The following is a 23,787-nucleotide window of genomic DNA, read 5'->3' on the forward strand; positions in this document are numbered from 1 at the left end:
GAAATCTCGTTTATCGTTGAGTCTGCGAAACCCAGAGAAAAAGAGATATCCATTCGCGACGAAGACAATAACGCAGAAAATCGGGTTTCGGAAAGCAATGCTAAAGTATTGTGAAACATAATTTAAAACGGCTCGTGAATCGTTCGTTCGAGATCAGAAGCGAGAATATTTCCCAATTCAGGGGAACGTCGGGCGATATCGCGGACTTCTTTGTCCCTGCCAATCCGCCTGCCGGGGTATCGTGCCAGCGATCGAAGCGCTGACCTTTTTTGGACGACGCTAACGCGTCGTGCCGCGCCCGACGAATTCTACCGGCAGGATTGTTTTCTGATTTGTCGGGTCCCCGGCGATCATCCGGATCATGGACTCCCCCGCGATTCGCCCCATCTGTGGGATGTCCTGACGGATGGTCGACAGCGACGGAACGGTCAGCTCGCCTAATTCAATCCCGTCGAAGCCGATAATCTGGACGTCGTCCGGGACGCGCACGCCGATATCGTTAAAGCCTTTGATCGCGCCGATCGCGAGCAGGTCGGTTCCGCAGAATACAGCGTCGAACGGTCCTTCTGCCCAGACCTGACGGACGGTTTCACGCGCTGCGGCCGCGGAAATCGGGAGCAGGATTTCATGGTAATCGCTGCCTGGAATGCCGTTTTGAAAGAGCGTCTCAGAAAAACCGATCCGCCGGCGCCGCATGGCGCGCATGTTGCGATGATCCCCCATGAAAAGGAAGCGCCGCGCGCCGCGCCGGAGGAACGCTTCGGCGGCGATTTCTCCGCCTTTGCGGTTGTCGCTCTCGATCATGACGCAGCCCGTTTGGCCGGGATCATGGCTTAACCGGTCGATCAGGACGATCGGGATATTCGCAGTAAGAAGGTCGTCTTCCGGCGGGTTCCCGGCGGAGACGATAATAATTCCGCGGACCTGATTCCCCATCAGCGATTCGATATAGCGGTTCTCGATTTCCTGATTCTCAGTCGAGTTGCAGAGGAAAAGGCTGTATCCCTGCTGACGAATCGTTTTTTCGATCGTACTCGCGAGCGACGCGAAAAATTCGTTCGCAACGTCGGGAACGATCAGCCCGATATAATTCGATTCCCGGCTGCGCAGGGAATGCGCGATGCGGTTCTGCCGGTAGCCGAGTTCTTCCATCGCAGCGTTGACTTTTTCCCGCGTTGCGCCGCTGACGTACCTTGAGTTATTCAATACGCGCGAGACTGTGGATATTGAGACGTCGGCTTTTTTCGCTACTTCATGAATTGTTGTTGCCATATTGATATTCTGAGCGTGCTCCGATTTGATGAATATGATAAAGTTTACCATATAAATGGCTCTAATCTGAAAAGGAGCGGCGTATTTTCCAGCCGTTTCGCGGGAATCCGATTCCAGATCAGTCCGGCCAAAATCGTTTTCCGAAACGAGCCTTGAGCCTGGATTAAAACATCAGCGGAAGCCGAAAATCTCTCAACTAAAACGAGATTTCTCCATTCGCCTTTTTTTTGTGACCTGTAACGCATCAATGGTAACCCTACAGGTAAACTCGCCAATACATACCCTTGACATTCAAATTCTATGCAAGTATATTTGTACTTAACAAGATGTACCAAAGCGATAGCTTGTCGGATTAATCGTATATTCAATCGCTGAATTATGTCGTTTTAGATTAATTTCAAAGCAGAGCGGCTGATAATACGTAAGGTTATCTTTTTTGTCGGCTTTATTTATTTGACTTTAATTTAAATAAAACAAATCAATATGTTGGCTTTCAAAAGCCGTTTTTGTATTGAAAAATTGTTATTCATTTTGACAAGGAGGTCAATTCAAATGAAACATGATATCTTCTCCCTGAAGAACAAAGTATGTATTGTCACCGGCGGATATCAAGGGATCGGTGAAATTGTCGCGGGGTATATCGCCGACGCAGGAGCCGACATTGCGATTTTCGATATGAATGACGCTCGCGAAGTCGCGGATCGGATATCTAATGAATATGGAGTCAAGGCGAAAGCGTACGTCTGCAACGTGACAGATCCTGAAATGGTAAAGAATTGCATAGATCAGGCCGCCAGGGATTTCGGGACGCTCGATCTTCTATTCAACAACGCCGGAATCTGTTTACATAAGCCCGCGCTTGAATGCGATCCGCAAGATTGGCTCAAAGTTATCGACGTCAACTTAAACGGCGTCTTCTACGTTGCACAAGCTTTCGCAAGATTCCTCGTCGCTCATAACAAAACCGGCAATATCGTCAATACGGCGTCCATGTCCGCAACGATCGTCAATATCCCGCAAGGGCAAGCGTCCTATAACGCCAGTAAAGCCGCGGTAAAACATCTGACAAGTTCATTGGCAGTCGAATGGGTCGATAAAGGGATCCGCGTTAACAGCATCAGCCCCGGTTACATCCGAACCGCAATCACCGGGAATTCGAACCCGGATTGGCAGAAACTTTGGATTGAATCAATTCCGTCTAAGCGCATGGGAACGCCGGAAGAATTAGCCGGAGCGGTCATCTATCTTCTCTCCGACGCGTCGACCTATACGTCCGGCGCCGACCTGATTATCGACGGCTGTTTCACCAACGTCTAAATCTAAAAGGGAAGATTCATATCCGGAATAGCCGTTTTTTCAGTTTGAGACAACAGGAATTCGCCTGTGCGTCGTTATGAAAATAGACAAAGGACATACTATGAAAAAATACTTAATTCTGTTTTTATCAGTTTTAGTCATTATTGGTGTCTTTACGGGCTGCGCAACTTCCGAACCGGCCAAAGATACCAAGACAGACGCCGCTGAACCGGCAATGGAAAACGACGGCGCAGGAAAAGGCGAAATGAGCGATAAGAAATTTAAAGTCGGGATTACGATCCAATCGCTCGAAAACAGTTTTTGGGCCGGCGTTTTCGGCGAAGTTGAAAAGCTGATCAAGGAGAAAGGTTGGGATTATACGATTCTGTCCTGCGAAGATAATTCCGCGAAACAGATTTCGCAAATCGAGAATTTCATTACTAACGAAGTCGATCTCATCATGGTTCATCCGTCCGATCCTCAAGCGTTGGAAGATTACCTGAAATCGGCTCGGGACGCGGGTATTAAAGTCATGTGCTGGGATGACCGGATGCAAAATACGGACCTGAACTGGGTTCTCGACAATACGAAACTCGGCTACGCGATCGGCGAAGTTGCGGCCAACTTCATCAACGAACACTACAGCGCGGAGAAGAAGGCGCAGGTTGCCGTCATGAACTATCCGCAGACGCCGATTCTTCTCGAGCGGGAAAACGGAATTCTTGACGCGTTAAAGACAATCGCGGACGGCAAATACGATATCGTCGCGCAGCAGCCGGCGCTTGACGCACAGACGGCTCTCTCGCACATGGAAACGATTTTCCAGGCCAACCCGGACGTTAAAGTCGTTTGCTCCATCGGGGCCGGCGGCGACATCGGCGCGAACGAAGCGTTCATGTCGGCAACAGGCGGAAACATTCCCGACGATATGGGAGTTTTCTCGGCTGACGCAACGCTCCAACAGCTGGAAGCGATTAAAAAGGGGCAAGCCTCACGCGCTTCCATCGGATTCGAAGGCTCGAGCAAACGGACTGCGGCCGCGGTCGTGGACTTATATGAAAAACTGCTGACCGGATACAAATTTGAGGATCAGAATCTTGTGCGTCCGCTGCTGGTAATCGACGCAACCAATGTAGATACCTATCTGGCTGACTATCAATAGAATCGCGTATCCGAACCTTTCCGGAAGGATCGTAAAAAGCAGTTTCTGACAAAAATGCGGGATGGTTCATCGTGTAATCCCGCATTATTTATTGAAAGCAGGCGGTTGTAATGATGAATGAAGAATACGTTTTACAATTACAACATATCCGCAAAGAATATCCGGGCGTCATAGCGTTAAAAGACGTTTCAATCGAAGTAAAGCCGGGAGAAATTTTAGGATTAATCGGTGAGAACGGCGCCGGTAAATCGACCTTGATCAAATGCTGTTCAGGCGCGGTTATTCCGACTTCCGGAAAAATCCTTGTGAACGGGAAGGAATTTACCAGCATGACGCCGCAGTTAGCGGCGGAAAACGGGATCGCAATTATTTACCAGGAATTCAACAATGTCAAAGGACTGTCCGCAGCTGAAAACCTTTTTCTCGGAAATCCGATTCGGAACGGGATCGTCGTTGACCAAAAAGCAATGGAGAAAAAAGCGAAAGAAGTCTTTGCGCAGCTGAACATCAATATCAATCCCAAAACGCTCGTCGGGGATCTTACCGTCGGATATCAGCAGATGGTAGAAATTGCCAAAGCAATTAAGCAGGACGCCAAAGTTTTAATCATGGACGAGCCTTCGGCCCCGTTAACGAGCGCTGAGGTGGAAAGCATGTTTAAAATCTGCCGCCTCCTGCAATCGAAAGGCGTATCGATTATCTACATCTCGCACCGGCTCGAGGAAATTTTCGAACTGACGGGTCGGATCGTCGTTCTTCGCGACGGGAATTATATTACGACGCTTGAGACAGCCAAATCCAACGTGAACGAATTGATTCGTCACATGGTCGGGCGTGACCTGACAGAGTCGTTTCCGCCGCGCAAAGATTGTATCGAAAAAGATCAGGTCATCCTGGAACTCCGGAACCTTAACGGAAACGGCGATCAAAATATCAGCCTGAAACTTCGTAAAGGGGAAATCCTCGGACTGGGCGGATTGGTAGGAGCCGGACGAACGGAGTTAGCGCAAATGATTTTCGGCTGCGCCGCGGTCGAATCGGGAAAAATCTTTTTTCATGGTAAAGAAATCCTGCCCAAAACGCCGCGGGAGGCGATCGATTTGGGGATCGCGCTCGTACCGGAAGATCGGAAACGGCATGGCGCACTATTGGAAATGTGCGTGAAAAATAATATCAACATGCCGATTTATCCGCGGATTTCAAAATTTTCGGTAATCGATTCAAAGACGGAAAAGAAAACCGCGGAAAAGTATAAAGATGACTTGCGAATCAAAACGCCGACGTTGGACCAGCAGGTCAAAAACCTCAGCGGAGGAAATCAACAGAAAGTCATCTTAGGAAAATGGCTGGCCGCGAACTCCGAATTGATTATTTTCGACGAACCGACGCGCGGGATCGACGTCGGCGCGAAATTCGAAATATACAAGTTAATGAATGATCTTGTCGAGAGCGGGAAAACGATCCTTCTGATTTCTTCCGAGCTGGAAGAACTGATGGGAATGTCCGACCGGATCGTCGTCCTTTCGCAGGGAAAAATAACCGGAGAACTCCAAAAAGAAGAATTTGACCAAGACGCGATTATGAAACTGGCGTTTTCGGTGAAGGAGGAAGTCGAATGAAATCAACTGTAATGAATACGATCAAAAGTAAAGCGATCTGGTTTGTCTTAGCTTTCCTTTTTATCGGCTTTACGATCGCGAATCCGAGATTCATCTCAACAAAAAACTTGTTCACAATCGCGCGCCAAGTATCTATGTACGGGATCGCTGCCGTCGGGATGACTTTCGTTATTCTAATTGCGGGAATCGACCTCTCGGCCGGATCCGTAATTACGCTGGTCAACATTGTTTGCGCTTATTTAATGGTTAAAGCCGGGTTTGGCATGGCGACCGCGGTTATTTTGTCCGTCCTGATGGCGACGCTGATCGGCGTTTTAAACGGTTTTTTCGTCTCGACGATTGGAATCCCGGCAATTATCGCGACCTTCGCGTCGCAAATTATCTTCGAGGGCGCGGCTTATCTGATCAGCGGCGGTATTCCGATTTACGGTTTCGACGAACGGTTCAAGGTCATCGGACAAGGTTTTATCGGTCCGGTCCCGGTGCCGGTTATCATCATGATCATTTGCTTTGGGATTGGTTCCTTTATCTTAAATAAGTCATATTTCGGCCGGAATTTTTACGCGGTCGGCGGAAACGAGGAAGCGGCCAAATTATCCGGGATCCAGGTCGGAAGAATTAAATATATGATTTATTCGCTGTCTGGATTTTTCGCCGGATTGGCCGGAATCGTTATGCTGTCCAGAACGAATTCCGCTCAGCCGACGGCGGGAAGCGGTTATGAATTCGACGTGATTACCTGCGTCGTTCTTGGCGGCGTTTCGGTCGCGGGCGGTCATGGCTTCATGTCGAACGTCGTCGCCGGAGTCATGATTATCGGATGCCTTACGAACGGTATGATCCTGATGAATGTGAGCAGCTATACGCAAATGATCATTAAAGGTCTCGTTCTGCTTTTCGCGGTCGGATTTGACTGTCTCCAAAAAAGAAAAACACACTACTAACAGGAATCCTTCAGAACGATTCGCCCGTTCCAATTAAAGACAGATTGGAACGGGCGATAAAAGGTTCGGAATCGCGGACGGCAGATTTCTCAACGCAAATTAGACTCGCAAAAACAATCAATTTACGGATATGCTTGAAGAGCTCAGCGATCGAAGCCTGGGAAAAGGCGCCCGCTATTCGAAAGCGCCCTGCTCTCGGCTATACGCCCGGGGTCACAATAATTTTTCCCCGTTTTCGATAGGAAGAATCCGTAAAAATTTTTACGCTTTCGGATAACGGGATCCGATCCGTAATAACCTGATCCATATTAATCGCGTCAGCTTGCAACAAACGAATCACCCGGCTGGCGACAAACGGATTAATAAACGACGCGGTTAACGTCAGCTCTTTTTTAAACAAATCGTCGAACGGGAATATATCCATGCGTTCTCCTTGCGGCGCTAAACCAAAAAGCATAATCGTCGCCTGTCGGGAAGCCAGCCGCAGCGCCAATTCCATTGTGACCTTTTTCCCCACGCACTCGATGACGCTCGATACCGGTTCCGGATGGTCTTTCCGATAATTGGCTAACGACGCTTCGTCCGTCCCGTACGCCGCGGCGGCGCCTGACGAAACGGCTTTTTCCCGTTTAGCGGCATCCAGTTCAAAAACGACGACCTTTGCCGCGCCGGCTTTCAACGCCAGCATCAGCATCATTTGTCCTATTGAACCCGCTCCGATCACTAAAACAACGGATCCCGGCTGAATACCGGAACGGTCTATCCCATGCAAACAACACGAAACAGGCTCCATCATCGCTGCGACCTCAAACGGCAGAGAATCGGGAACCTTATATACCGCACGCGCGTTCACAAGCGATTTTTCAGCGAAACCGCCCGGTTTCGTCGTTCCGTATCCAGTCATCCGCTCGCAGAAATGAACGCTGCCTTCGCGGCAGGGTTCGCAAACGCCGCAATAAAGATTGGGATCGATACTGACATGATCGCCGATTGAAACATGACGGACATTCTCGCCGGCAGCGGAAACGATCCCGGCGTATTCATGCCCCATAATCAGCGGGTATTCGTTCGCGAACGCGCCGCCCTGCCCTTCGAACAGATGAATATCCGTTCCGCAGACACCGCAAGCCTTCACGTCGACGACAACTTCGTCCGGACCGGGAACCGGATTCGGCAGATCCCGAATTTCCAATTTTCGTGGTCCCGTTAAAACTAAAGCTTTCATAAAACACCTCAATTCATTTCACGATTAGATAAGAACGCATTTCTCTATTAGCGCTTCCGCCAGACTTCGAATTTTTCCGCCGCGCGAACTAATTCCTCCCGAAAGTCCGGATAACTGATCGAAATTAACGCTTCGGCGCGTCCCCATGGACTCAGTCCTTTCAACTTCGCTTTCCCATATTCCGTAACGACATAGTGAACTGCCGTTCGCGTATCGGTCACAATCGATCCCAGCCGCAATATCGGCACGATTTGGGAATGAATCCGCCCGGATTTATCGCAATCAGTCGAAGAGAGGCAAATAAAACTCTTCCCGTTTCACGAATGACTCGCGCCGATTACAAAATCGAGCTGACCACCCGGGCCGCTGATCTGGCGTCCGGCCATCGATTCAGCGTTAACCTGACCGAATAAATCGATCTTGATCGCGTTATTGATCGAGATAAACTGATCGTTTTGAGCGATAACGTACGGATCGTTGGCATAATCGACCGGCGCAATCATCAGCTCCGGGTTATTATTGATAAACGAATAGGGTTCATCCGAACCGGCGGCAAACATATAAACCTGCTTTCCTGGGTCGGTCGTTTTTCTTCTTCCGTTGATCTTTCCCGCTAATGTTAATTCTATCAAACTATCGACATACATTTTTCGAATGGACCCCTAAATCGGTCAAACCGGAATCAGCAGGCATCAGCCGACTGCGTTCGGCATGTTGCCGATGCCCCGTCCGAAATTTCAGTCCTGATTTCCGCCGCAATTTCCCGATCAATCTCCATCGGTTCTTTCTTCCCCAGCGTCGAAAGCGCCCTAACCTTTTATACGGCAAAACAGGAGAGAATCGAAGCGGAAGTGTTATATGGCGGATCAAACGGCGTGTTCATTCGTTTGCAAAAGGACACGGCGGGGAAAAGCAAGCGGAAATATGGACAGCGATCGCGTATACGGGCAAAGTCTGGTTATCCGGAAACAGAAAGCGGTTAGAAGATAAGCTGACGCTTGCCGCAATCGATGTTTCAACCTTGGAATGGCAGGAAATGGTTCGCAATCACCTGTATGTGCGCTATGATATGGGCGCGGTCAAACTGATGACGGTCGGCGGAGACGGGGGATCATGGGTCGGTTCATCGTTTGACTTTGGGGCGTCAGAAGGATCGAAAGGGTCTTAGCTCCCGTTCCATATCAGGAAGTATGTTCGGAGCGCCTTTAGCGTTGAATTAGCTGTATGACGTCCTGTTTCAGGAAGGGTTTGACGCTGTTTCCGACCAAGTCTTGCCGTTGACATCAAAAGGAAAAGCGTCCGCCCCATTTTATCACTTCTTTAAGAATATAATCAACCCGAAGAAACTTCCTTAAAATTCCATGGAAATTTGAAACAGGCATGTGGCGCGCTGGTAAGATCTGACAGAGCCGTCATAAATCGGTACCCGCCGTTCTGTCAGCGCAAAAGCGGCAGGCGGTCGGGCTGGCTGCGGAGGACACTGCTGAATTGCCTGAATTGATATGACGAACGTCATGTTCTTTCCGCTGTGAAGCGCCAGCGGGCGGCCGCGCAGGGTAGAAATCGTGTGGAATTGAGCCAAAAAAGGGAGCTTTCTATAAGGAATTTCGGCCTTAGCGCGGAGGCCTGAAAAAGCTTGACAATCCAAAAATCTGTCCTTATCATTACAACCGTAACGTGAGCGGTTTTTTGTTATCCATAATATGAAAACGTTTTCATCCATCGTTATGCAGGAGGTGCTTTTTCGAACCATACTATACGTTTGTGTTTATTAACTTGTAAAAGTGGACAGGCTAAAAAATAAAAGAGGAGAAATTATGAAGAAAGTTCGTTTTGTTTTGGTTTTTGTCGTTCTGGCGATGGCGCTGGCCGCGATCGTTCCCGCGTTTGCCGCTGATCCGTATGAGATTATTTTTGTTCCGAAGCTGATCGGGATTCCCTGGTTTACGACGATGGAAAAAGGGTTCGTTGACTATGGCGAGAAGGACGGTACGCTGAACGTTACGACGATGGGCGCGACGGACGCGGACCCGGCGGCGCAGGCGCGTATGCTTGAGGACGCGATCGCGAAATCGCCGGACGCGATAGTCGTCGTCCCGAACGATACCGCGACGCTCGAACCGCTCCTCCGGAAGGGGAAAGAGGCGGGGATCCTGATGATTACGCAGGAAGCGCCGACGGTTAAAAACGCCGATCTTGATATTGAATTCCTGCTTCTGGATCAGGAGGGCAAGGACGTTATCGAGCTGCTGGCTAAAAATATGGGGACCGAGGGCGGTTACGCGATTATGGTCGGCGGCCTGACGGTCGAGGGTCATAACAACCGCGCCGACGCGATGGTCAAATATCAGGAAGAGAAATATCCGGATATGTATCAGGTGACGACCCGCGTCGAAGGCGGCGAGAACGTTCAGGTCGCTCATGATAAGCTGCTTGAATTGAGCACGGCGTATCCGGACATGAAAGGCCTGATCACGATCGGAAGTTTGGGCGGGATCGGCGCGAGCCAGGCGGTTCGCGAGAAGAATCTGATTGGAAAATTCTATGTGATCGGCTGCACGACGCCGTCGGAAGCCAAGGCGTATCTCGAGGATAAATCGATGGCCGCGAACTATATCGGCAATCCGTATCGCATCGGTCTCGATTCGGCTTATATCGTCGAACAGATTCTCCAGGGTAAGAAGCTTGAAGAGCTGACGGAGCTCCCGGAATACGGAGAACCGATGATTGAAGACGGGATCATTACGTTCCATGCGGATTCCGAGGTTACGGTCGAGAACGCGGATTCGTTCGGGTTCTGACTTGATGCGGAAAGAGATGGATCCTTCCGAGAGGGGATCCGTCTCTTTTTTTCGTCTCTGGTACGGGGGAGGGAAACCGTGGCAAATTACATCACAATGAAGAATATCTGCAAAAATTATATCGGCGTCCAGGCTTTGAAGAATGTGGATTTCTCCCTCGAAAAAGGCGAGATTCATTGTCTTGTCGGCGGCAACGGTTCCGGAAAATCAACGCTGATTAAGGTCCTGTCCGGCGTGAATCGGCCGGAACCGGGCGGCGAGATTGTCATCGACGGAAAGTCGTTCGCGTCGTTGAGCGTTCAGGAGTCGATTCAGCAGGGGATCCGCGTTATTTATCAGGATCTCGCTTTATTTCCGAATTTATCGATTCAGGAGAATATCGCTTTTCAGCTTTACGGCGAAACGAAATCGCCGATTGTCGATTGGCGCGCGGTCGAAAAACGGGCGAAAGCCGCGATGGAGATTATCGGGCTGAAAATGGATCCGGATCGGCTCGTCGGGTCGCTTTCCATCGCGGAACAGCAGCTCGTCGAAATTACGCGGGCGCTGGTCGGGGAGTTGAAGCTGCTGATCCTGGACGAGCCGACGGCGTCGTTGACGCGGAAGGAGGTTAACGCGCTGTTTGCGGCGATTCGCCGGCTTCAGGCTCGCGGCGTGACGACGATGTTCGTGAGTCATAAGATGAACGAGATTTTTGAAATCGCCGAACGCGTGACCGTGATCCGCGACGGCGAGATCATCGGCGCGTATCCCCCGTCTGAACTCGACGACGACAAGCTTGTGTACCTGATGACCGGGAAGACGTTCAAGACGGAGGCGCCGGACCCGGTCGACCCGAACGCCGCCCTGATTCTGGAGACGAAGAACCTGACGAAGGCGAACGACTTCGAAGACGTTTCGATCCAGCTCCGTAAAGGCGAAATCCTCGGGATCACCGGCCTTCTCGGCTCGGGGCGGACCGAGCTCGCGCTTTCGATTTTCGGAATGAATCCGCCGGACTCCGGCGAAATCTGGATCGACGGTAAAAAGACAGAGATCCGAACGAACGTTCAGGCGCAGAAGCTTCATATCGCGTATGTCCCCGAGGATCGTCTTTCTCAGGGCGTTATTCTCGATCAGCCGATTCTTGAGAATCTGACGGTTACGGTTTTCGAACAGTTCCTCGATCGATTCGGGCTGATGAACCTGACGAAGCGGCGGTCCGAGTCGGAAAAAATGGTCAGGGATTTATTGATGAAGATATCTTCGCTGGATGCGCCGATGCGAACGTTATCCGGCGGGAACCAGCAGAAAGGCGTTCTGGCGAAATGGCTGGCGACGCGGCCGCGGCTCCTGATCCTGGACGAGCCGACGGTCGGGATCGACGTTTACGCGAAGAACAGTATTTATGAGCTGATCAAGCGTCTGGCGAAGGAGGGCATGGGAATTATCCTGATTTCTGATGAGATCCTCGAAGTCTTATCGAACTGCCATCGCGTTCTGGTCATGGAAAACGGTAAGATCGTGCATGAGCTGACGCCGGACGAGAACTCGGCTTCGGAACTGCTTGAAAAATTCAACCTGGCGTAGGCGGAGGAAGGGGCTCATGTCAAAAGCAAAATCATTCCTTACCAGCAGCAACGCGTTCCTGGTATACCTCCTGGTCGTGATGATCGCCGTCGTGACCGCGATCAATCCGAATTTCCTGAGCGCTGAAAATTTTCTGACGATCCTGCGGAGCTCGGCGTATTCAGGGATTTTCGCGATCGGCTTCCTGTTTGTCCTGATTTGCGGCGGGCTGGACGTTTCGTTCGCGGCGGTTGCGACCGTCGGGCAGTATATTGCGGGGACGGTCATGATCCGGGCCCCGGAGGCGCCCTGGATTTTCGTCGTGATCATTCCGCCGCTGACCGGCGTCATCCTGGCGAGCCTGAACGCGTATATGATTCAGAAGCTGAACGCGCCGCCGTTGATTATTACGATCGCGGTTCAGAATATCCTGTTCGGCATCCTGCAATTTATTACCGACGGACGCTGGCTTTCGAATTTCCCGAAATGGTTCAACGAGTTCCCATTGAAGCTGGTTATCTCGGCGGAGAACCGCAACGGCGTCCTGTATGGACTGTCGGTTCTGACCGTGATCTGGTTCGCGGTCGCGATTCTCGGCGATTTTATTTTGAAGAAGACGGTCCATGGACGGCGGCTTTACGCGATGGGCGGGAATATTGAAGCGGCGCGGCGCGCCGGGATCGATATCCTGAAGTATCAGGTCTTCGCGTACGGGTTCCTGGGCTTCTGTTCCGGGCTGGCGGGTCTGGTTCATACGATGGTGACGCAGACGGTCGCTCCGAATACGCTGATCGGGAACGAATTTTATACGATCGCGGCGGTCGTCCTCGGCGGGGCGAGTATCTTCGGCGGATCCGGATCGGTTTTCGGGACGGTCATGGGGGTCGTTATTATGGCGGTCCTGTCGAACGCGCTGACGATCATGCGCGTTCCAGCCTACTGGCACCAGGTTTTCACCGGCGCGATTCTGATCGCCAGCATGGCGGTTACGGCCGCGCACGCGCGGCGGGCGTTAAAGAAAGGATAAGCTGACATGATAGATAAATTGCGCGACTGGAGTCAGAAAAATCCCGATATCGCCTCGCTCCCGTTTATTCTTCTTGCGGTAATTTTGCTGATGACGCTGGCGACGTCCGGTAAGTTCCTTTCTAAAGGAAATCTGAACGCGTTCGCGTCGCAGATTCCCGAGCTGGGGCTATTGTCGCTTGCGACGATGGTCGTCATGATTACCAACGGGATTAACCTGTCGATTATCAGCAGCGCGAATCTCGTCGGCGTGACGATGGCGTTGATGATGACGAACTGGGCGAGCGACGGGATGGGATCGGGAATGATCGTCCTGATCGTTCTCGTTACGTTGGCGGTCGGGTTGCTCCTGTCTGTATTTTTGGGCTGGATCAATGGCGCGCTGATCGCGTACGTCGGGCTGCCGCCGATGCTGGCGACGCTGGGGACGATGCTCCTCTACGAAGGGGTTACGCTGACGATCACGAAGGGCTTCGTGATTTCCGGAATGCCCGATATTTTCGTTGAGTATAACTACGCTAAGGTCTTCGGAGTCCCGCTGCCGCTGCTGACGATGATCCTGGCGCTGGCCGTGGTCGCGGTGATCCTGATCCGGCGCCCGTTCGGGCGGACGCTGTACATGATCGGGTCGAGCGAAACGGTGACGCAGTTCTCGGCGATCGATACGCGGAAAGCGATCGTCAAGGCGTATATCCTGTCGGGGATTCTCTGCGGGATCGCCGGGATGATCATGCTGGCGCGGTTCAATTCCGCGAACGCGCGCTCCGGCTCGTCGTTGCTGCTGCTGACGATCCTGATTTCTGTTCTCGGCGGGACCGACCCGAACGGGGGTTTCGGCCGCGTGATCGGATTGACGCTGGCGTTGTTTATCCTGCAGCTGCTGACGAGCGGGCTGAACCTGCTTGGCGTTACGCAGTTCATCACGCTGGCGCTGTGGGGCGTGCTGCTGATTGCCGTGATCGCCTATCGGCGTTACAGCGAAAGCCGGCGTCATTGAGCGGCGGGTCGGGCCCGGCGCGGCGGTTTCACGTTGAAGACCGGGCGTTTTTAAAAGGATGGCGGATTTATAAAAGACTTTACGGAGATAAAAGATGAAATTCGGTATTTATTTTGCGTTTTGGGAAAAGGAATGGAAAGTATCGTACGAGAAATATATTAAGAAGGTAGCGGGCTTGGGGTTCGATATTCTGGAGATCAGCTGCGCCCCGCTTCCGGGTCTCTCGGACGAGGAGCTGTACCGGCTCCGCGACATAGCGAAGGACCATGGTATTATCCTGACGGCGGGGTATGGCCCGACCGCGGACCAGAACCTTTCGTCTCCCGATCCGGCGATTGTCAAAAATGCGAAAGCGTATTTTACCGATCTGCTGAAACGGTTGGAAAAGATGGAAATCCGGTCGATCGGCGGCGGACTGAACAGCTACTGGCCGGTTGATTACTCGAAGCCGATCGATAAAAAGCGCGACTGGGAAATCGGGGTCCGGAACGTTCGCGATATCGGGAAGGTCGCGGCGGACTGCGGCGTCGATTATTGTCTGGAATGCTTGAATCGGTTCGAGGGGTACCTGCTGAATACGGCGGCGGAGGGGGTCGCTTTCTGTGAAGAGGTCGGCCTTCCGAACGTGAAGCTGCTGCTGGATACGTTCCACATGAATATCGAAGAGGATTCGTTTTATGACGCGATCGTCACGGCGGGCGCAAGGCTGCGCCGGCTGCATACGGGCGAGACGAACCGCAAGGTTCCGGGCAAGGGACGGATGCCCTGGCGCGAAATCGGGGACGCTCTGGCGAAGATTGGATTCGACGGCGACGTGGTGATGGAGCCGTTCGTGAAGCAGGGGGGGACGATCGGGAGCGAAATTAAAGTCTGGCGCGATTTGTCGGATAACGCCGACGAGGCGAAGATGGACGCGGACGCGAAAAACGCATTGCTGTTCTCTCGGTACGTGATTGGGAAAATGTAAGCGACGGGAACGGCCGCGGGATTGAAAAAAGCCTCGTGAATTTTTTTTCACGAGGCTTTCATAATTAATCTACCTAAGTACAGATTTGGAAGCTTCCGCTCCAAGTCCTCTTTGGGTATTGACGCGGCTCAGAGGACGGTGACGTTGCTGGCCTGAAGGCCCTTCGGACCGTTTTCGACGACGAATTCAACTTCGCTGCCTTCCTTCAACGTGCGAAAACCGGTTCCCTGAATCGCGGTGTAATGGACGAAAATATCGTCGCCTTCGGGCTGGGAAAGGAAACCGTAACCTTTTGATTCATTGAACCACTTGACTGTACCTTTTACTTTTTCACTCATTTCAGAAAATCTCCTAAAAACCCCTGTCGGGGGCTACTGAATATTGAGATGCTGCCATCTCACTGAATCAAGAAGATAGCCATAAAAAAACCGCCTTCAAGAAAATTTCCGAAAACGGTCCTCGTTCCTGCAATCTTCTTACGAACAGTTAATACTATATCACAATTTCCGGTTTTGACAAGTTTTTCGGGGAAAACTGGATGGAATTCCACGGCGGGCCGATTGGGTAAATTCACAGTGAATTAACAGAAAAATTCCGAAAAAGTTTGATATGATTAAGGTTACCTTCCCGGAATTCCCGGGGAAAATTCCAAATTTAACGAATTCAGAGCAAAAGGAGCGGAAGGATGACGGACGGGAGTATCAAAACGATCGGGCGGTACGAAATCGAGCGGGAGATCGGGCGCGGCGGCATGGCGGTGGCGGGACGGCCGGCGAAGCCGTCGGGAACGACAACGACAGGAGAGATCCGGACGGAGCTCAGGAGCGGACCGGGAACGGACAGCTCGATCCGCTTCGGCAGGACGGATCTTCAGAAGGTCCGCGCCGGCGTCGCGGGAGCGGAGCCGGCCGGGGGAGAGCGGTCAGCGGGTAAAGCTCCGGACGCCGCGGCGGCCGGAGCGTCGGCCATTCCGCCGGAGCGAAAGAAACGATGGGGGTACGCGATTTTCGCGGCGCTGGCGATCTTCGCCGCGGCGATCGGGATCCGGATGGCGGCGACGCAGCGCGCGGGGACGGCGGTCGGGACGGCGGAGGCAGCGAAGACGATTGAAGCCGGGCTGGGCGAGCCGCAGACCGTTTTGGCGGGGCTCAGGGCGGCGTCGACGGAAACGGCCGAAGCCCGGAACCCGTACGTGAACCTGAAAACAGGAGACCGGATCACGTTCGGATCATACGAGCAGGATAATAAGCTCTCGAACGGACCGGAGCCGATCGAGTGGCGGGTGCTGGAGGTGAGTGACGGGAGCGCGCTGGCAGTCAGCGAATACGCGCTGGACGCGAGAGCGTACAACGAGGATTACGAATCGGTAACGTGGGCGGAATGTACGCTGCGGGAATGGCTGAACGGAGAATTTTACGATACGGCGTTTAATGAAGAAGAGAAGGGACGGATCGCGCTGACGGAGGTGGAGAACGCGGATAATCCGGAATATGGGACGGAGGGCGGGGAGGATACGGAGGACCGGATATTCCTGCTGAGCTTAGGAGAAGCGGAGAGATATTTTGAAGACGACGAGGACCGGCGGGCCTTTCCGACGGAGTACGCGATCGCGAGAAACGTTTGGGTTAGGGAAAAGACGGGAACGGTGTGGTGGTGGCTTCGTTCGCCGGGCTACAATGGTTTTGGCGCTGCGGGGGTCGCTTCCGGCGGCTCGCTCGACTTCCGCGGTTTCAATGTCGGCTACTACGGGTACGCAGTCCGTCCCGCTCTCCGGCTTAAAATGACGCCGTAATAGATCCGGGGCGCGGGAGAACGCCTCGCTTTGCGTCTGATAATAGAAAATTAGATCTATTTACTTTGCGGGCGCATCTGCCCTCCGGCCTCTTCACATCCGTCCCGCGAAGGCGGGACAGGCCCGACCGGAAGGGAGGGGCCGGGGAGGAAATCCCGCTTGCGGGACGAAAATTTTTTGCAGGTTGAAACGCGGGCAGATTTTTCCCGGGATGTCTGCGACAAAGCGGAATAGCCTGCGAATCCCCCCATAAAAAAAACCGCCGTTCTCTCGAGGGAGGACGGCGGTTCGTTTTACCTCTTTCCCTACCGCAGCGGAAAATACACCTCGCAGAACGGCGCGCCGTTATTTTCCAGCCGGAATTTTGACCAGATCGGTTCCGTTGAAGCGGGGTCTTTGACGTTTACCGTAAACGAGACGCGCGTTTCTTCGCCCGGCGCGGTCGGCTGCAGCGCGATATCGGCGGCTACCGACTCGACGTTGGGACTGTTTTCCAGATTCACGATCGCGTACGCAGCCGGGTTCCAGGCGCTCGTCCCCGTGTTCGTCAGGTACCAGTTGACTTCGTAGACATCCGGGGCGATGAGGTTGATTTCGGAATGCTGATCGCCGCAGGCGTTCTCACCCGGGGCCCCGACTATGACCGTTTTCGCGTCCGTCTCTTCCATCAGCAGCGGCGCTTCGATCGCTTCGCCAGCGCCTGCCTCGAGCACGGAAGAGACAAGCCCCGAAGTGGCGAGCGGCCCGGGCTCGTCTTCGATCAGGACCGTCGCGTCAGATTTCGACGCCGTTCCGCCCTGAACGACGATATCGACCCAGAACGCGCTGTTCGCGTAAGAGCCGTACCCGAACGTGTAGCCGAGGCTGTCCTGAACCATGTAATAGCCGCGGTAGCGGCCCGGGATCGACGGCGCCTGAAGATCGATACTGATTTCGACGCGTTCTCCCGGATAGACCGTTCGCGGGAGATTGACCATGCGTTTTCCGCCCATCGCGTCCCCACCGGTGAAAATCAGCGTATATCCCTGGTCCCAGATACAGGTCCCGCCGTTCTTAAACGACCAGGTTTTCCGGAAAATTTCGTTCGGCGCTAATTTCGTCCCGTCCGGAATGGTCAGGTCGTTGATCGAGCGGATCTTATTGTTGCAGTACGGATTCCGCGTGTTTCCCTGCGGAACAGTCAGGCCTGTCCCGTAGGGCTGTTTCTGCGCGGACCCGTACCCGTAAGAATACGCCGGCTGCACCGGCTGGCAGGCCGTCTGGCAGATGGGGAGGCAGTTCGGCTGAACGGCGACCGGATTGCAGCAGCCGGAACAGGACGTATACGCCGTCGCCGTTATAATACTTGCCCAGACCGGAACCTGCCCGCTGCAGCCGACGCCGAAGAGCTGACCGTTCGCCGAGCGCAGCATCCAATTCGATTTGAACGCGCCCGCGCTCATTGGGGCGACCATGCTCACGGAGATATCAACGTACTTTCCGGGTGCGACGGCATGCGGAAGGCGGACCGCCTGAACCGAACCCAGCGCGGTTCCGGAAACGTAAACGAGCGCGAAATCCGTCGTCCAGGTACAGCTTCCCGCGTTACGGATTCGCCAGGTTTTCGTGAACGCTTTCCCCGGGCTGATAAACGATCCGTCGGGAATCGTGACGTCACGGACGAATTCCGCGCGGATACATGCGTTGAACGCGCACCCGGGCCCGTATCCGGTCCCATACCAGGAGCCCCAGGTTACCGGCGGCTTTTTCCCCAGCTCGCCGAACGGGACGAACCAATCCGATTGACGGCCCGGCGCGGCTTCGGCTGCCGCGCTGATCGTCAGCGTCAGAATCAGCGTTAAGACTGCTGTTATCCAAAAACGACGCATGCGTTTCATTCTCAACCTCCTGATTTCGTCGGGCCCATGAGCCGTCCGAATCTTTTCGCTCTATCACATTCGGTATCGTGCAAGAAATGCGCCGGATTGGCGCGCCGGGTGGATCCCATTCAGCGGCGCATGGGCCGGTGCGAACGGAAAGAACGTTGAAGAGGCTGTCTCAAAACGAAGTTTGTTATAATAAAATTCACCTTCTTGATCGTCAGTATATCGAATGACCCCCGTTCGGCCAAAGGTCTCTCGCTGCGCGCTAGGCCAGGAGGGGACCTCAATGCACTTGACTTTGGGTATTTTTTTGTGGAAACCGGGGTTTTCCCCGGTTTCCACGCCAATTGCCCCTGTTTTCATCTCTGTTTTCTGCGCCATTCGCAAAAGCGGCGGCTATTCTCCAATCAGAAGAACACTTGGACAATATTCACACTGAAAATTTAGAGATTCCGACTTTTGGGACACTCTCTTCCTCATAAAATTCGATTTGCGGCACGCTCGTTTCATACGTTTCTTCCAACGAAGACGGTTTTACCACCAGGGCGTGAAGTCCTGCCAGCCGTTTCCCCAGTTCCAATATGGATCCGACCAGTTCCAGTATGGGCCGTAATACCAGCCGCAGTATGGATCATACGGGTACCAGCCGCAGGAATAATCCGGGTACAACGGCTGCGAGACGGCGTAGGTCCGGATATCGGCGTAAAACGCGACGGCGCAGTTCGATCCGACGCCGAAGGTCTGGCCGTTTTCCGCCTGAAGCTTGAAATTCGCGCGGTATGAACCCGAGGCCGACGGCGCGGTCAGTGTGACGGTGATATCGACCGTCTGGCCGGGCGCGACTGCGTGCGGAAGCGCGAACCAGCTTGGCGCGCCCATCTGCGTCCCGCCGGAAAAGATCACCTTATAATTCGTCGTCCAGACGGTCGTCCCATTGTTGCGAAGGCGCCAGGTTTTCGTAAACGAAGTGCCCGGCGCGACGTAGGATCCGTCCGGAATCGTCAGGTCGGCGACGAACGACGCGCAGTTCGCCGAATAGCAGTAGGACGGTACGGTGCAGTTCTGCCACCCGTAGCAGTTGGGCTGGCAGCTCGCCGGCGCCTGAACCGTTCCGGGGTACATCGGCGAAGTATTAACGAAAGGGTTCCCGGTATTGCTCGGGAGATTGTTCCAGGGATTGTTCCAGTAGTTCTGCGCGGAGACGATCCCCGCCGTCATGAGACTGACAGATACCAGGAGCATCAATAAAACGAAAAAACGCTTAGTCATAAGAATTTCTCTCCTTTCTGATAGATTTCCGCCCGATGACCGGTTCGGATCATGGATTAACTCGTGCAAGTTTTATACTCAGATCCCGTTCCCCGCGTTCGCCGGATGACAGAAAGTTCTATTCAAAATACGAAATCCGCGCGAAAAAAGTTCCCGGATGGCCGGATTATCGCTGATTCAGCAGTCGGGTCGTCAGATCGAGCGCGGCGAGCGCGGTTAAATTCCGGACCGGCCAGCCGTACGCTCGGAGCTCGTCCGCGACAAAGTCGCAGAATCGCGGCGAGCTCGCGCTTGGATGGGCGTTGTCGCCGCGCAGCCCATGATTCGGGAGCGGGCGGAAAACTTTCCAGAGATTGACGAGCGGAGCTTCAAACTCCGCCGCGATCCGCGCGATCGCGCGGTTGAACCCGTCGTCCTGATTTAAATCGTCCGCCTTCGTGAACAGGACCGGGACCGCGCCGGCGTCGATAACGGCCCGAACGACCGACCGGAGCGACGTTTCGAACGCGGGCAGTCCCCGGTAAACGTCGTTCGTCCCCACCGCGATCAGAACGATCGACGGCCGCCACAGGCGCAGCTCGCAGGCCGCCGCCGATTCGTCTTCAAGGCATTCGCCGTCCCCGTCCCAGCCCGGGCCGATCAGGTCGCCCGCGACGAGCCCGTTTCGGGCAGCCTGCGAGCTACGCGCGAAGGAGCCCTGATAACGCTCGACCGTCCGTGCCAGGATCGGATACGCCCCGAGGTCGTACGCGTCCGCGCCTGAATCGAAACAGCCGAGGAAATACGTATGGATACTGTTGCTGTCGCCGAATTTCGAAAAGCGGGCCGGGTCGTTCCCGTTTTCGATCCCGGCGCGGTACAGCTCTTTCATCGCCGCGCTGATCTCCGTCGGAAAGAGCGGCGCGCTCCGCCAATCTTCCGCTTCAGGAACGATCGGCGGGACCAGCGTTCCGTCGGGCTCGTTCCGTGCGGCCGCCGCGCGCGAGACGCAGGCGGCGAAGGTGCAAACGACCCAGAAAAATCCGATTCCCTGAAGCTTCATGATGCGATTTTACCTGATTGCAGGGGTAAAAGGAAATTTCCGATCCGCGGGTTTGTTATAATTGGCTCGGTTAGATTCGTCTAATAAAAAATCTGAATCCAGTTGCGGAGGAAAGAATGCAGAATCATATCTATGAAGAATCGCGCGGATTAACGATCCGGGATCTAATTACGATCGGAATCTTCAGCGCGCTCTATTTCGTCTTTAACATGATCGGCGGGATGCCGTTTGGGATCAATCCCGTGCTGACGTTTTACCTGCCGATGGGCTGCGCGCTGCTCTGCGGCCCGGTTTACATGCTGCTGGTCGCCAAAGTGCATAAGCGCTGGTGTATTACGTTTTTAGGCCTGCTGATGGCGCTGATCGTTTTCGTAACAGGGATGCACTGGGGCATGGTCGTCGGTTCGATCGTCATGGGCGTTCTGGCCGATCTCGTCGCCGGCGCGGGCGGTTACCGGAGTATCCGGCTTGATATCCTGTCGTACGCGGTTTTTTCGCTCGGTTATACCGGAACGTACGTCGTCTATTTCCTGAATCGCGAATCCTGGATCGGCAGCATGCTGGATGGCGGGACGGAGCAGGCGTATATCGATACGATGAACGCGTCGGCGCAGCCCTGGACGCTGCCGGTGATCCTGCTGGGGACGGCGGCGGTCGCGTTGCTGAGCGGCTGGCTCGGGAGCCTGCTGCTCAGGAAGCAGTTTGAGAAGGCCGGGATCGTCGGATGAGCCGGCGGGTCTGGGCGTCAGGGCTGATCCGGCCGGACCCTCGGACGAAGTTCGCCCTGATCCTGATCTGCGTGATCGCCGCGACGATTGCGCCGTCGCTGAAGTATGAGCTGCTGGTCGTGGCCGCGGTCGCGGTCTTCGGCGCGCTGATCGGGAAATGGCGTTCGGCGCTGACGGGGCTGGCAGCTTACGCGTTGATTTACGCGCTGACGCTTTGGACCGTGGGAAACGTGTCGGGGCTTGCGCGCGGATTCCTGATGGCGTTTTTCGGGATCCTTCATAAGGTTTACCCTTGCGGGATGATCGCCGGGCTGGTGATCCGGACGACGAGGGTCAACGAGTTCCTGGCGGCGATGAACCGGTCGCGCGTTCCGAAGAAGATCGTCATTCCGATCGCAGTGATGCTCCGGTACCTGCCGGCGATCCGCGAGGACTGGGTCTCGATTCATGATGCGATGCGGCTGCGCGACGTGAACCCGTCTCTGGCTGGGCTGATAACGAGGCCGCTGCTGACGGCGCAGTGCGTCTATGTTCCGCTTATGATGGCGGCGTCGAAAGCGGCGGACGAGCTGGCGATCGCGTCGCTGACGCGCGGGATCGAAAACCCGTCGCCGCGGACGAGCCTGATCGAGATTCGAATGGGAGCGGCGGATATCGCGCTGATCGGCGCGTTCGCCGCGGTTCTCGCCGTCGCGGCGGTCTGGAAATAACGCGGCATGATTGAATTTGACAACGTTTCATTTTCTTATCCCGGTCAGCGGGAAGGCGGGCTGGATCGAATTAACCTGACCGTCGGCGCGGGCGAATGCGTTCTGCTCTGCGGAAGGAGCGGCTGCGGGAAGACGACGCTGACGAGGCTCGTTAACGGCGTTATCCCCGGATTCTATCGCGGCGAGTTCAGCGGGAGCGTCCGGATCGACGGGCGCGAGGTTTTTAAGACGCCGATGTTCGAGCTGGCGAAGCGGGTCGGCTCGGTCTTCCAGAATCCGCGGACGCAGTTTTTCAGCGTCGATACCGACAGCGAGATCGTCTTTGGGCTGGAAAACGAAGGGCTCGCGCGGCCGGAACTGCGGGAGCGATTGGAACGGACGAGCCGGGATTTACAGCTCGCCCCCCTTCGCGGGAGAAGTATTTTTGAACTTTCGGGCGGCGAGAAACAGAAAATTGCGTTCGCCTCGGTTTACGCGATGAATCCCGACGTTTTCGTTTTGGACGAACCGTCGTCTAACCTCGATCTCCGTTCGATTTACGAGCTCAGGGAGCGGCTGCGCCGGGTCAAGGCGCAGGGAAAAACGATCCTGATCGCGGAACATCGGCTTTTCTACCTGCTCGATCTGGCGGATCGGATTGTTTATCTCGATCAGGGAAAGATCCGCTCGATTTTCAGCCCGTCCGCTTTTCGCGCGCTTTCGGCGGAGGCCCGGGCGGAAAAAGGACTGCGCGCGGTCGATTTATCCGAGGAGGGCCCCGCCGCGGTTCCGCAGGATACCGGGACGGGAGCAGGCGAAAAAGCGGCGCTGACGCTTCGCGGCGTTGGCGTCTCGTTTCAGGACCGTCCGCTTCTCGATCGGATTAACGCGGAGGTCGGCCGCGGCGAGATCGTCGCGATCTGCGGCGAGAACGGGGCCGGGAAAACGACGTTCTCGCGCTGCCTTTGCGGGCTGTACCCGCTCCGGACGGGACGCGACGATGGTATTTTCCGGGAGGGGCGGCGGGCGGACGAGCGCGAGCGGCTGAAACGCTCGTTTTTCGTGATGCAGGACGTGAATTATGAGCTGTTTGCGGAGAGCGTCGAAGCGGAATGCAGCTTTGGGATCCGGAATGCCGACGCGGCCGAGGTCGCGCTGACGCTGGAGAAGATCGGGCTCGCTTCTTTTAAGGATCGTCACCCGAATACGCTTTCCGGCGGCCAGAAGCAGCGCCTCGCGGTCGCGGTCAGCCGGATCAGCCGCAAAGAGCTTCTCGTCTTCGACGAACCGACCGCCGGGCTGGACTACGACGGCATGCGCCGGGTTTCGGCGCTGATCCGCGAGCTGGCCGGCGAGGGGAAGATCGTTTTCGTCGTGACGCACGATTACGAGCTGATCTGTCATGCCTGCACCCGCGTTTTCCATTTCCAGTCCGGAACGCTGGCCGCCGATCTTCCGGTGACCCCCGGAACCGCGGCCCCGATCCGCGCGCTGCTGGGGATCGAGCGGGGGGAATAAAAAACGATCGGAATCAGTGTCGAGACGGCT

Annotated in this window: 23 protein-coding genes; 13 read left to right on the top strand and 10 right to left on the bottom strand. The window is 54.5% G+C overall.

Features of this window, described 5'->3' with window-relative positions; genetic code table 11:
• Positions 1 to 279: 279 nt before the first annotated feature.
• Both BEQ56_02005 and BEQ56_02010 read right to left on the bottom strand, forming a co-directional pair.
• Positions 280 to 1,272, bottom strand: coding sequence for a hypothetical protein (locus BEQ56_02005; protein ID AOH42361.1), 993 nt, complete (start codon positions 1,270 to 1,272; stop codon positions 280 to 282).
• Between the two features lie 44 nt (positions 1,273 to 1,316).
• Positions 1,317 to 1,517 (bottom strand): hypothetical protein, encoded by a 201-nt coding sequence (locus tag BEQ56_02010; protein AOH42362.1) that lies wholly within the window; start codon positions 1,515 to 1,517, stop codon positions 1,317 to 1,319.
• A 307-nt stretch (positions 1,518 to 1,824) separates the two neighbouring features.
• On the opposite strand from BEQ56_02010, the gene BEQ56_02015 reads away from it, so the two are divergent.
• The 4 genes from BEQ56_02015 (at position 1,825) to rbsC (ending at position 6,293) form a co-directional block, all read left to right on the top strand.
• Positions 1,825 to 2,589 carry a short-chain dehydrogenase gene (locus BEQ56_02015; GenBank protein AOH42363.1) on the top strand — a complete coding sequence of 255 codons (765 nt, stop codon included), beginning with the start codon at positions 1,825 to 1,827 and terminating at the stop codon, positions 2,587 to 2,589.
• 100 nt (positions 2,590 to 2,689) lie between these two features.
• Positions 2,690 to 3,730: a hypothetical protein gene (locus BEQ56_02020; GenBank protein AOH42364.1), complete on the top strand. Its 1,041-nt coding sequence runs from the start codon at positions 2,690 to 2,692 to the stop codon at positions 3,728 to 3,730.
• A 113-nt stretch (positions 3,731 to 3,843) separates the two neighbouring features.
• Positions 3,844 to 5,349 (top strand): D-xylose ABC transporter ATP-binding protein, encoded by a 1,506-nt coding sequence (locus tag BEQ56_02025; protein AOH44358.1) that lies wholly within the window; start codon positions 3,844 to 3,846, stop codon positions 5,347 to 5,349.
• The gene (gene rbsC / locus BEQ56_02030; protein AOH42365.1) at positions 5,346 to 6,293 is read left to right on the top strand and encodes a ribose ABC transporter permease; all 948 of its coding nucleotides are present in this window, start codon (positions 5,346 to 5,348) and stop codon (positions 6,291 to 6,293) included. Before BEQ56_02025 ends, rbsC begins: the two co-directional genes overlap by 4 nt.
• A gap of 199 nt (positions 6,294 to 6,492) precedes the next feature.
• On the opposite strand, the gene BEQ56_02035 is transcribed toward rbsC, so the two are convergent.
• From BEQ56_02035 to BEQ56_02045, 3 genes are all read right to left on the bottom strand, one after another.
• On the bottom strand, positions 6,493 to 7,518 hold the full coding sequence (locus BEQ56_02035; GenBank protein AOH42366.1) for a hypothetical protein: 1,026 nt from the start codon (positions 7,516 to 7,518) through the stop codon (positions 6,493 to 6,495).
• A 47-nt stretch (positions 7,519 to 7,565) separates the two neighbouring features.
• Complete coding sequence (locus tag BEQ56_02040; GenBank protein AOH42367.1) at positions 7,566 to 7,757, bottom strand: hypothetical protein; 192 nt, start codon at positions 7,755 to 7,757, stop codon at positions 7,566 to 7,568.
• Between the two features lie 78 nt (positions 7,758 to 7,835).
• Entirely contained in the window at positions 7,836 to 8,078 is a 243-nt protein-coding gene (locus tag BEQ56_02045) for a hypothetical protein (GenBank protein AOH42368.1), read from the bottom strand.
• 1,257 nt (positions 8,079 to 9,335) lie between these two features.
• Here BEQ56_02045 and BEQ56_02050 point away from each other — a divergent pair.
• The 5 genes from BEQ56_02050 to BEQ56_02070 all read left to right on the top strand — a co-directional run bounded on the left by BEQ56_02050 (position 9,336) and on the right by BEQ56_02070 (position 14,857).
• A complete protein-coding gene (locus BEQ56_02050; GenBank protein ID AOH42369.1) occupies positions 9,336 to 10,319 on the top strand; it encodes a hypothetical protein in 984 nt (327 codons plus the stop codon).
• Positions 10,320 to 10,397: 78 nt separating this feature from the next.
• Positions 10,398 to 11,888: a lipase gene (locus BEQ56_02055; protein AOH42370.1), complete on the top strand. Its 1,491-nt coding sequence runs from the start codon at positions 10,398 to 10,400 to the stop codon at positions 11,886 to 11,888.
• Positions 11,889 to 11,904: 16 nt separating this feature from the next.
• The gene (locus BEQ56_02060) at positions 11,905 to 12,894 is read left to right on the top strand and encodes a hypothetical protein (GenBank protein ID AOH42371.1); all 990 of its coding nucleotides are present in this window, start codon (positions 11,905 to 11,907) and stop codon (positions 12,892 to 12,894) included.
• Between the two features lie 6 nt (positions 12,895 to 12,900).
• Entirely contained in the window at positions 12,901 to 13,890 is a 990-nt protein-coding gene (locus tag BEQ56_02065; GenBank protein ID AOH42372.1) for a hypothetical protein, read from the top strand.
• 94 nt (positions 13,891 to 13,984) lie between these two features.
• Positions 13,985 to 14,857, top strand: coding sequence for a dolichol monophosphate mannose synthase (locus BEQ56_02070; GenBank protein ID AOH42373.1), 873 nt, complete (start codon positions 13,985 to 13,987; stop codon positions 14,855 to 14,857).
• A 128-nt stretch (positions 14,858 to 14,985) separates the two neighbouring features.
• On the opposite strand, the gene BEQ56_02075 is transcribed toward BEQ56_02070, so the two are convergent.
• Complete coding sequence (locus BEQ56_02075) at positions 14,986 to 15,195, bottom strand: cold-shock protein (protein AOH42374.1); 210 nt, start codon at positions 15,193 to 15,195, stop codon at positions 14,986 to 14,988.
• A gap of 347 nt (positions 15,196 to 15,542) precedes the next feature.
• Between BEQ56_02075 and BEQ56_02080 the strand changes: the two genes are divergently transcribed.
• On the top strand, positions 15,543 to 16,649 hold the full coding sequence (locus tag BEQ56_02080; GenBank protein ID AOH42375.1) for a hypothetical protein: 1,107 nt from the start codon (positions 15,543 to 15,545) through the stop codon (positions 16,647 to 16,649).
• A gap of 305 nt (positions 16,650 to 16,954) precedes the next feature.
• Here the strand turns inward: BEQ56_02080 and BEQ56_02085 are convergent, their stop codons facing one another.
• From BEQ56_02085 to BEQ56_02100, 4 genes are all read right to left on the bottom strand, one after another.
• Complete coding sequence (locus BEQ56_02085; GenBank protein AOH42376.1) at positions 16,955 to 18,526, bottom strand: hypothetical protein; 1,572 nt, start codon at positions 18,524 to 18,526, stop codon at positions 16,955 to 16,957.
• Between the two features lie 54 nt (positions 18,527 to 18,580).
• Positions 18,581 to 18,874: a hypothetical protein gene (locus tag BEQ56_02090; GenBank protein ID AOH42377.1), complete on the bottom strand. Its 294-nt coding sequence runs from the start codon at positions 18,872 to 18,874 to the stop codon at positions 18,581 to 18,583.
• A 171-nt stretch (positions 18,875 to 19,045) separates the two neighbouring features.
• Positions 19,046 to 19,780 carry a hypothetical protein gene (locus BEQ56_02095; GenBank protein AOH42378.1) on the bottom strand — a complete coding sequence of 245 codons (735 nt, stop codon included), beginning with the start codon at positions 19,778 to 19,780 and terminating at the stop codon, positions 19,046 to 19,048.
• A 166-nt stretch (positions 19,781 to 19,946) separates the two neighbouring features.
• Positions 19,947 to 20,822 carry a hypothetical protein gene (locus BEQ56_02100; GenBank protein AOH42379.1) on the bottom strand — a complete coding sequence of 292 codons (876 nt, stop codon included), beginning with the start codon at positions 20,820 to 20,822 and terminating at the stop codon, positions 19,947 to 19,949.
• Positions 20,823 to 20,950: 128 nt separating this feature from the next.
• Here BEQ56_02100 and BEQ56_02105 point away from each other — a divergent pair, with 128 nt between their 5' ends.
• From BEQ56_02105 to BEQ56_02115, 3 genes are read left to right on the top strand one after another with little or no spacing between them, the layout of a single operon-like run.
• The gene (locus BEQ56_02105; protein AOH44359.1) at positions 20,951 to 21,550 is read left to right on the top strand and encodes a hypothetical protein; all 600 of its coding nucleotides are present in this window, start codon (positions 20,951 to 20,953) and stop codon (positions 21,548 to 21,550) included.
• Complete coding sequence (locus BEQ56_02110; GenBank protein ID AOH42380.1) at positions 21,547 to 22,260, top strand: cobalt transporter; 714 nt, start codon at positions 21,547 to 21,549, stop codon at positions 22,258 to 22,260. The genes BEQ56_02105 and BEQ56_02110 overlap by 4 nt, the downstream gene beginning before the upstream one ends.
• A 6-nt stretch (positions 22,261 to 22,266) precedes the next feature.
• Complete coding sequence (locus BEQ56_02115) at positions 22,267 to 23,757, top strand: ABC transporter ATP-binding protein (GenBank protein ID AOH42381.1); 1,491 nt, start codon at positions 22,267 to 22,269, stop codon at positions 23,755 to 23,757.
• Positions 23,758 to 23,787: the final 30 nt, after the last annotated feature.

The sequence above is a fragment of the Anaerolineaceae bacterium oral taxon 439 genome (assembly GCA_001717545.1).
Lineage (GTDB): Bacteria > Chloroflexota > Anaerolineae > Anaerolineales > Anaerolineaceae > Flexilinea.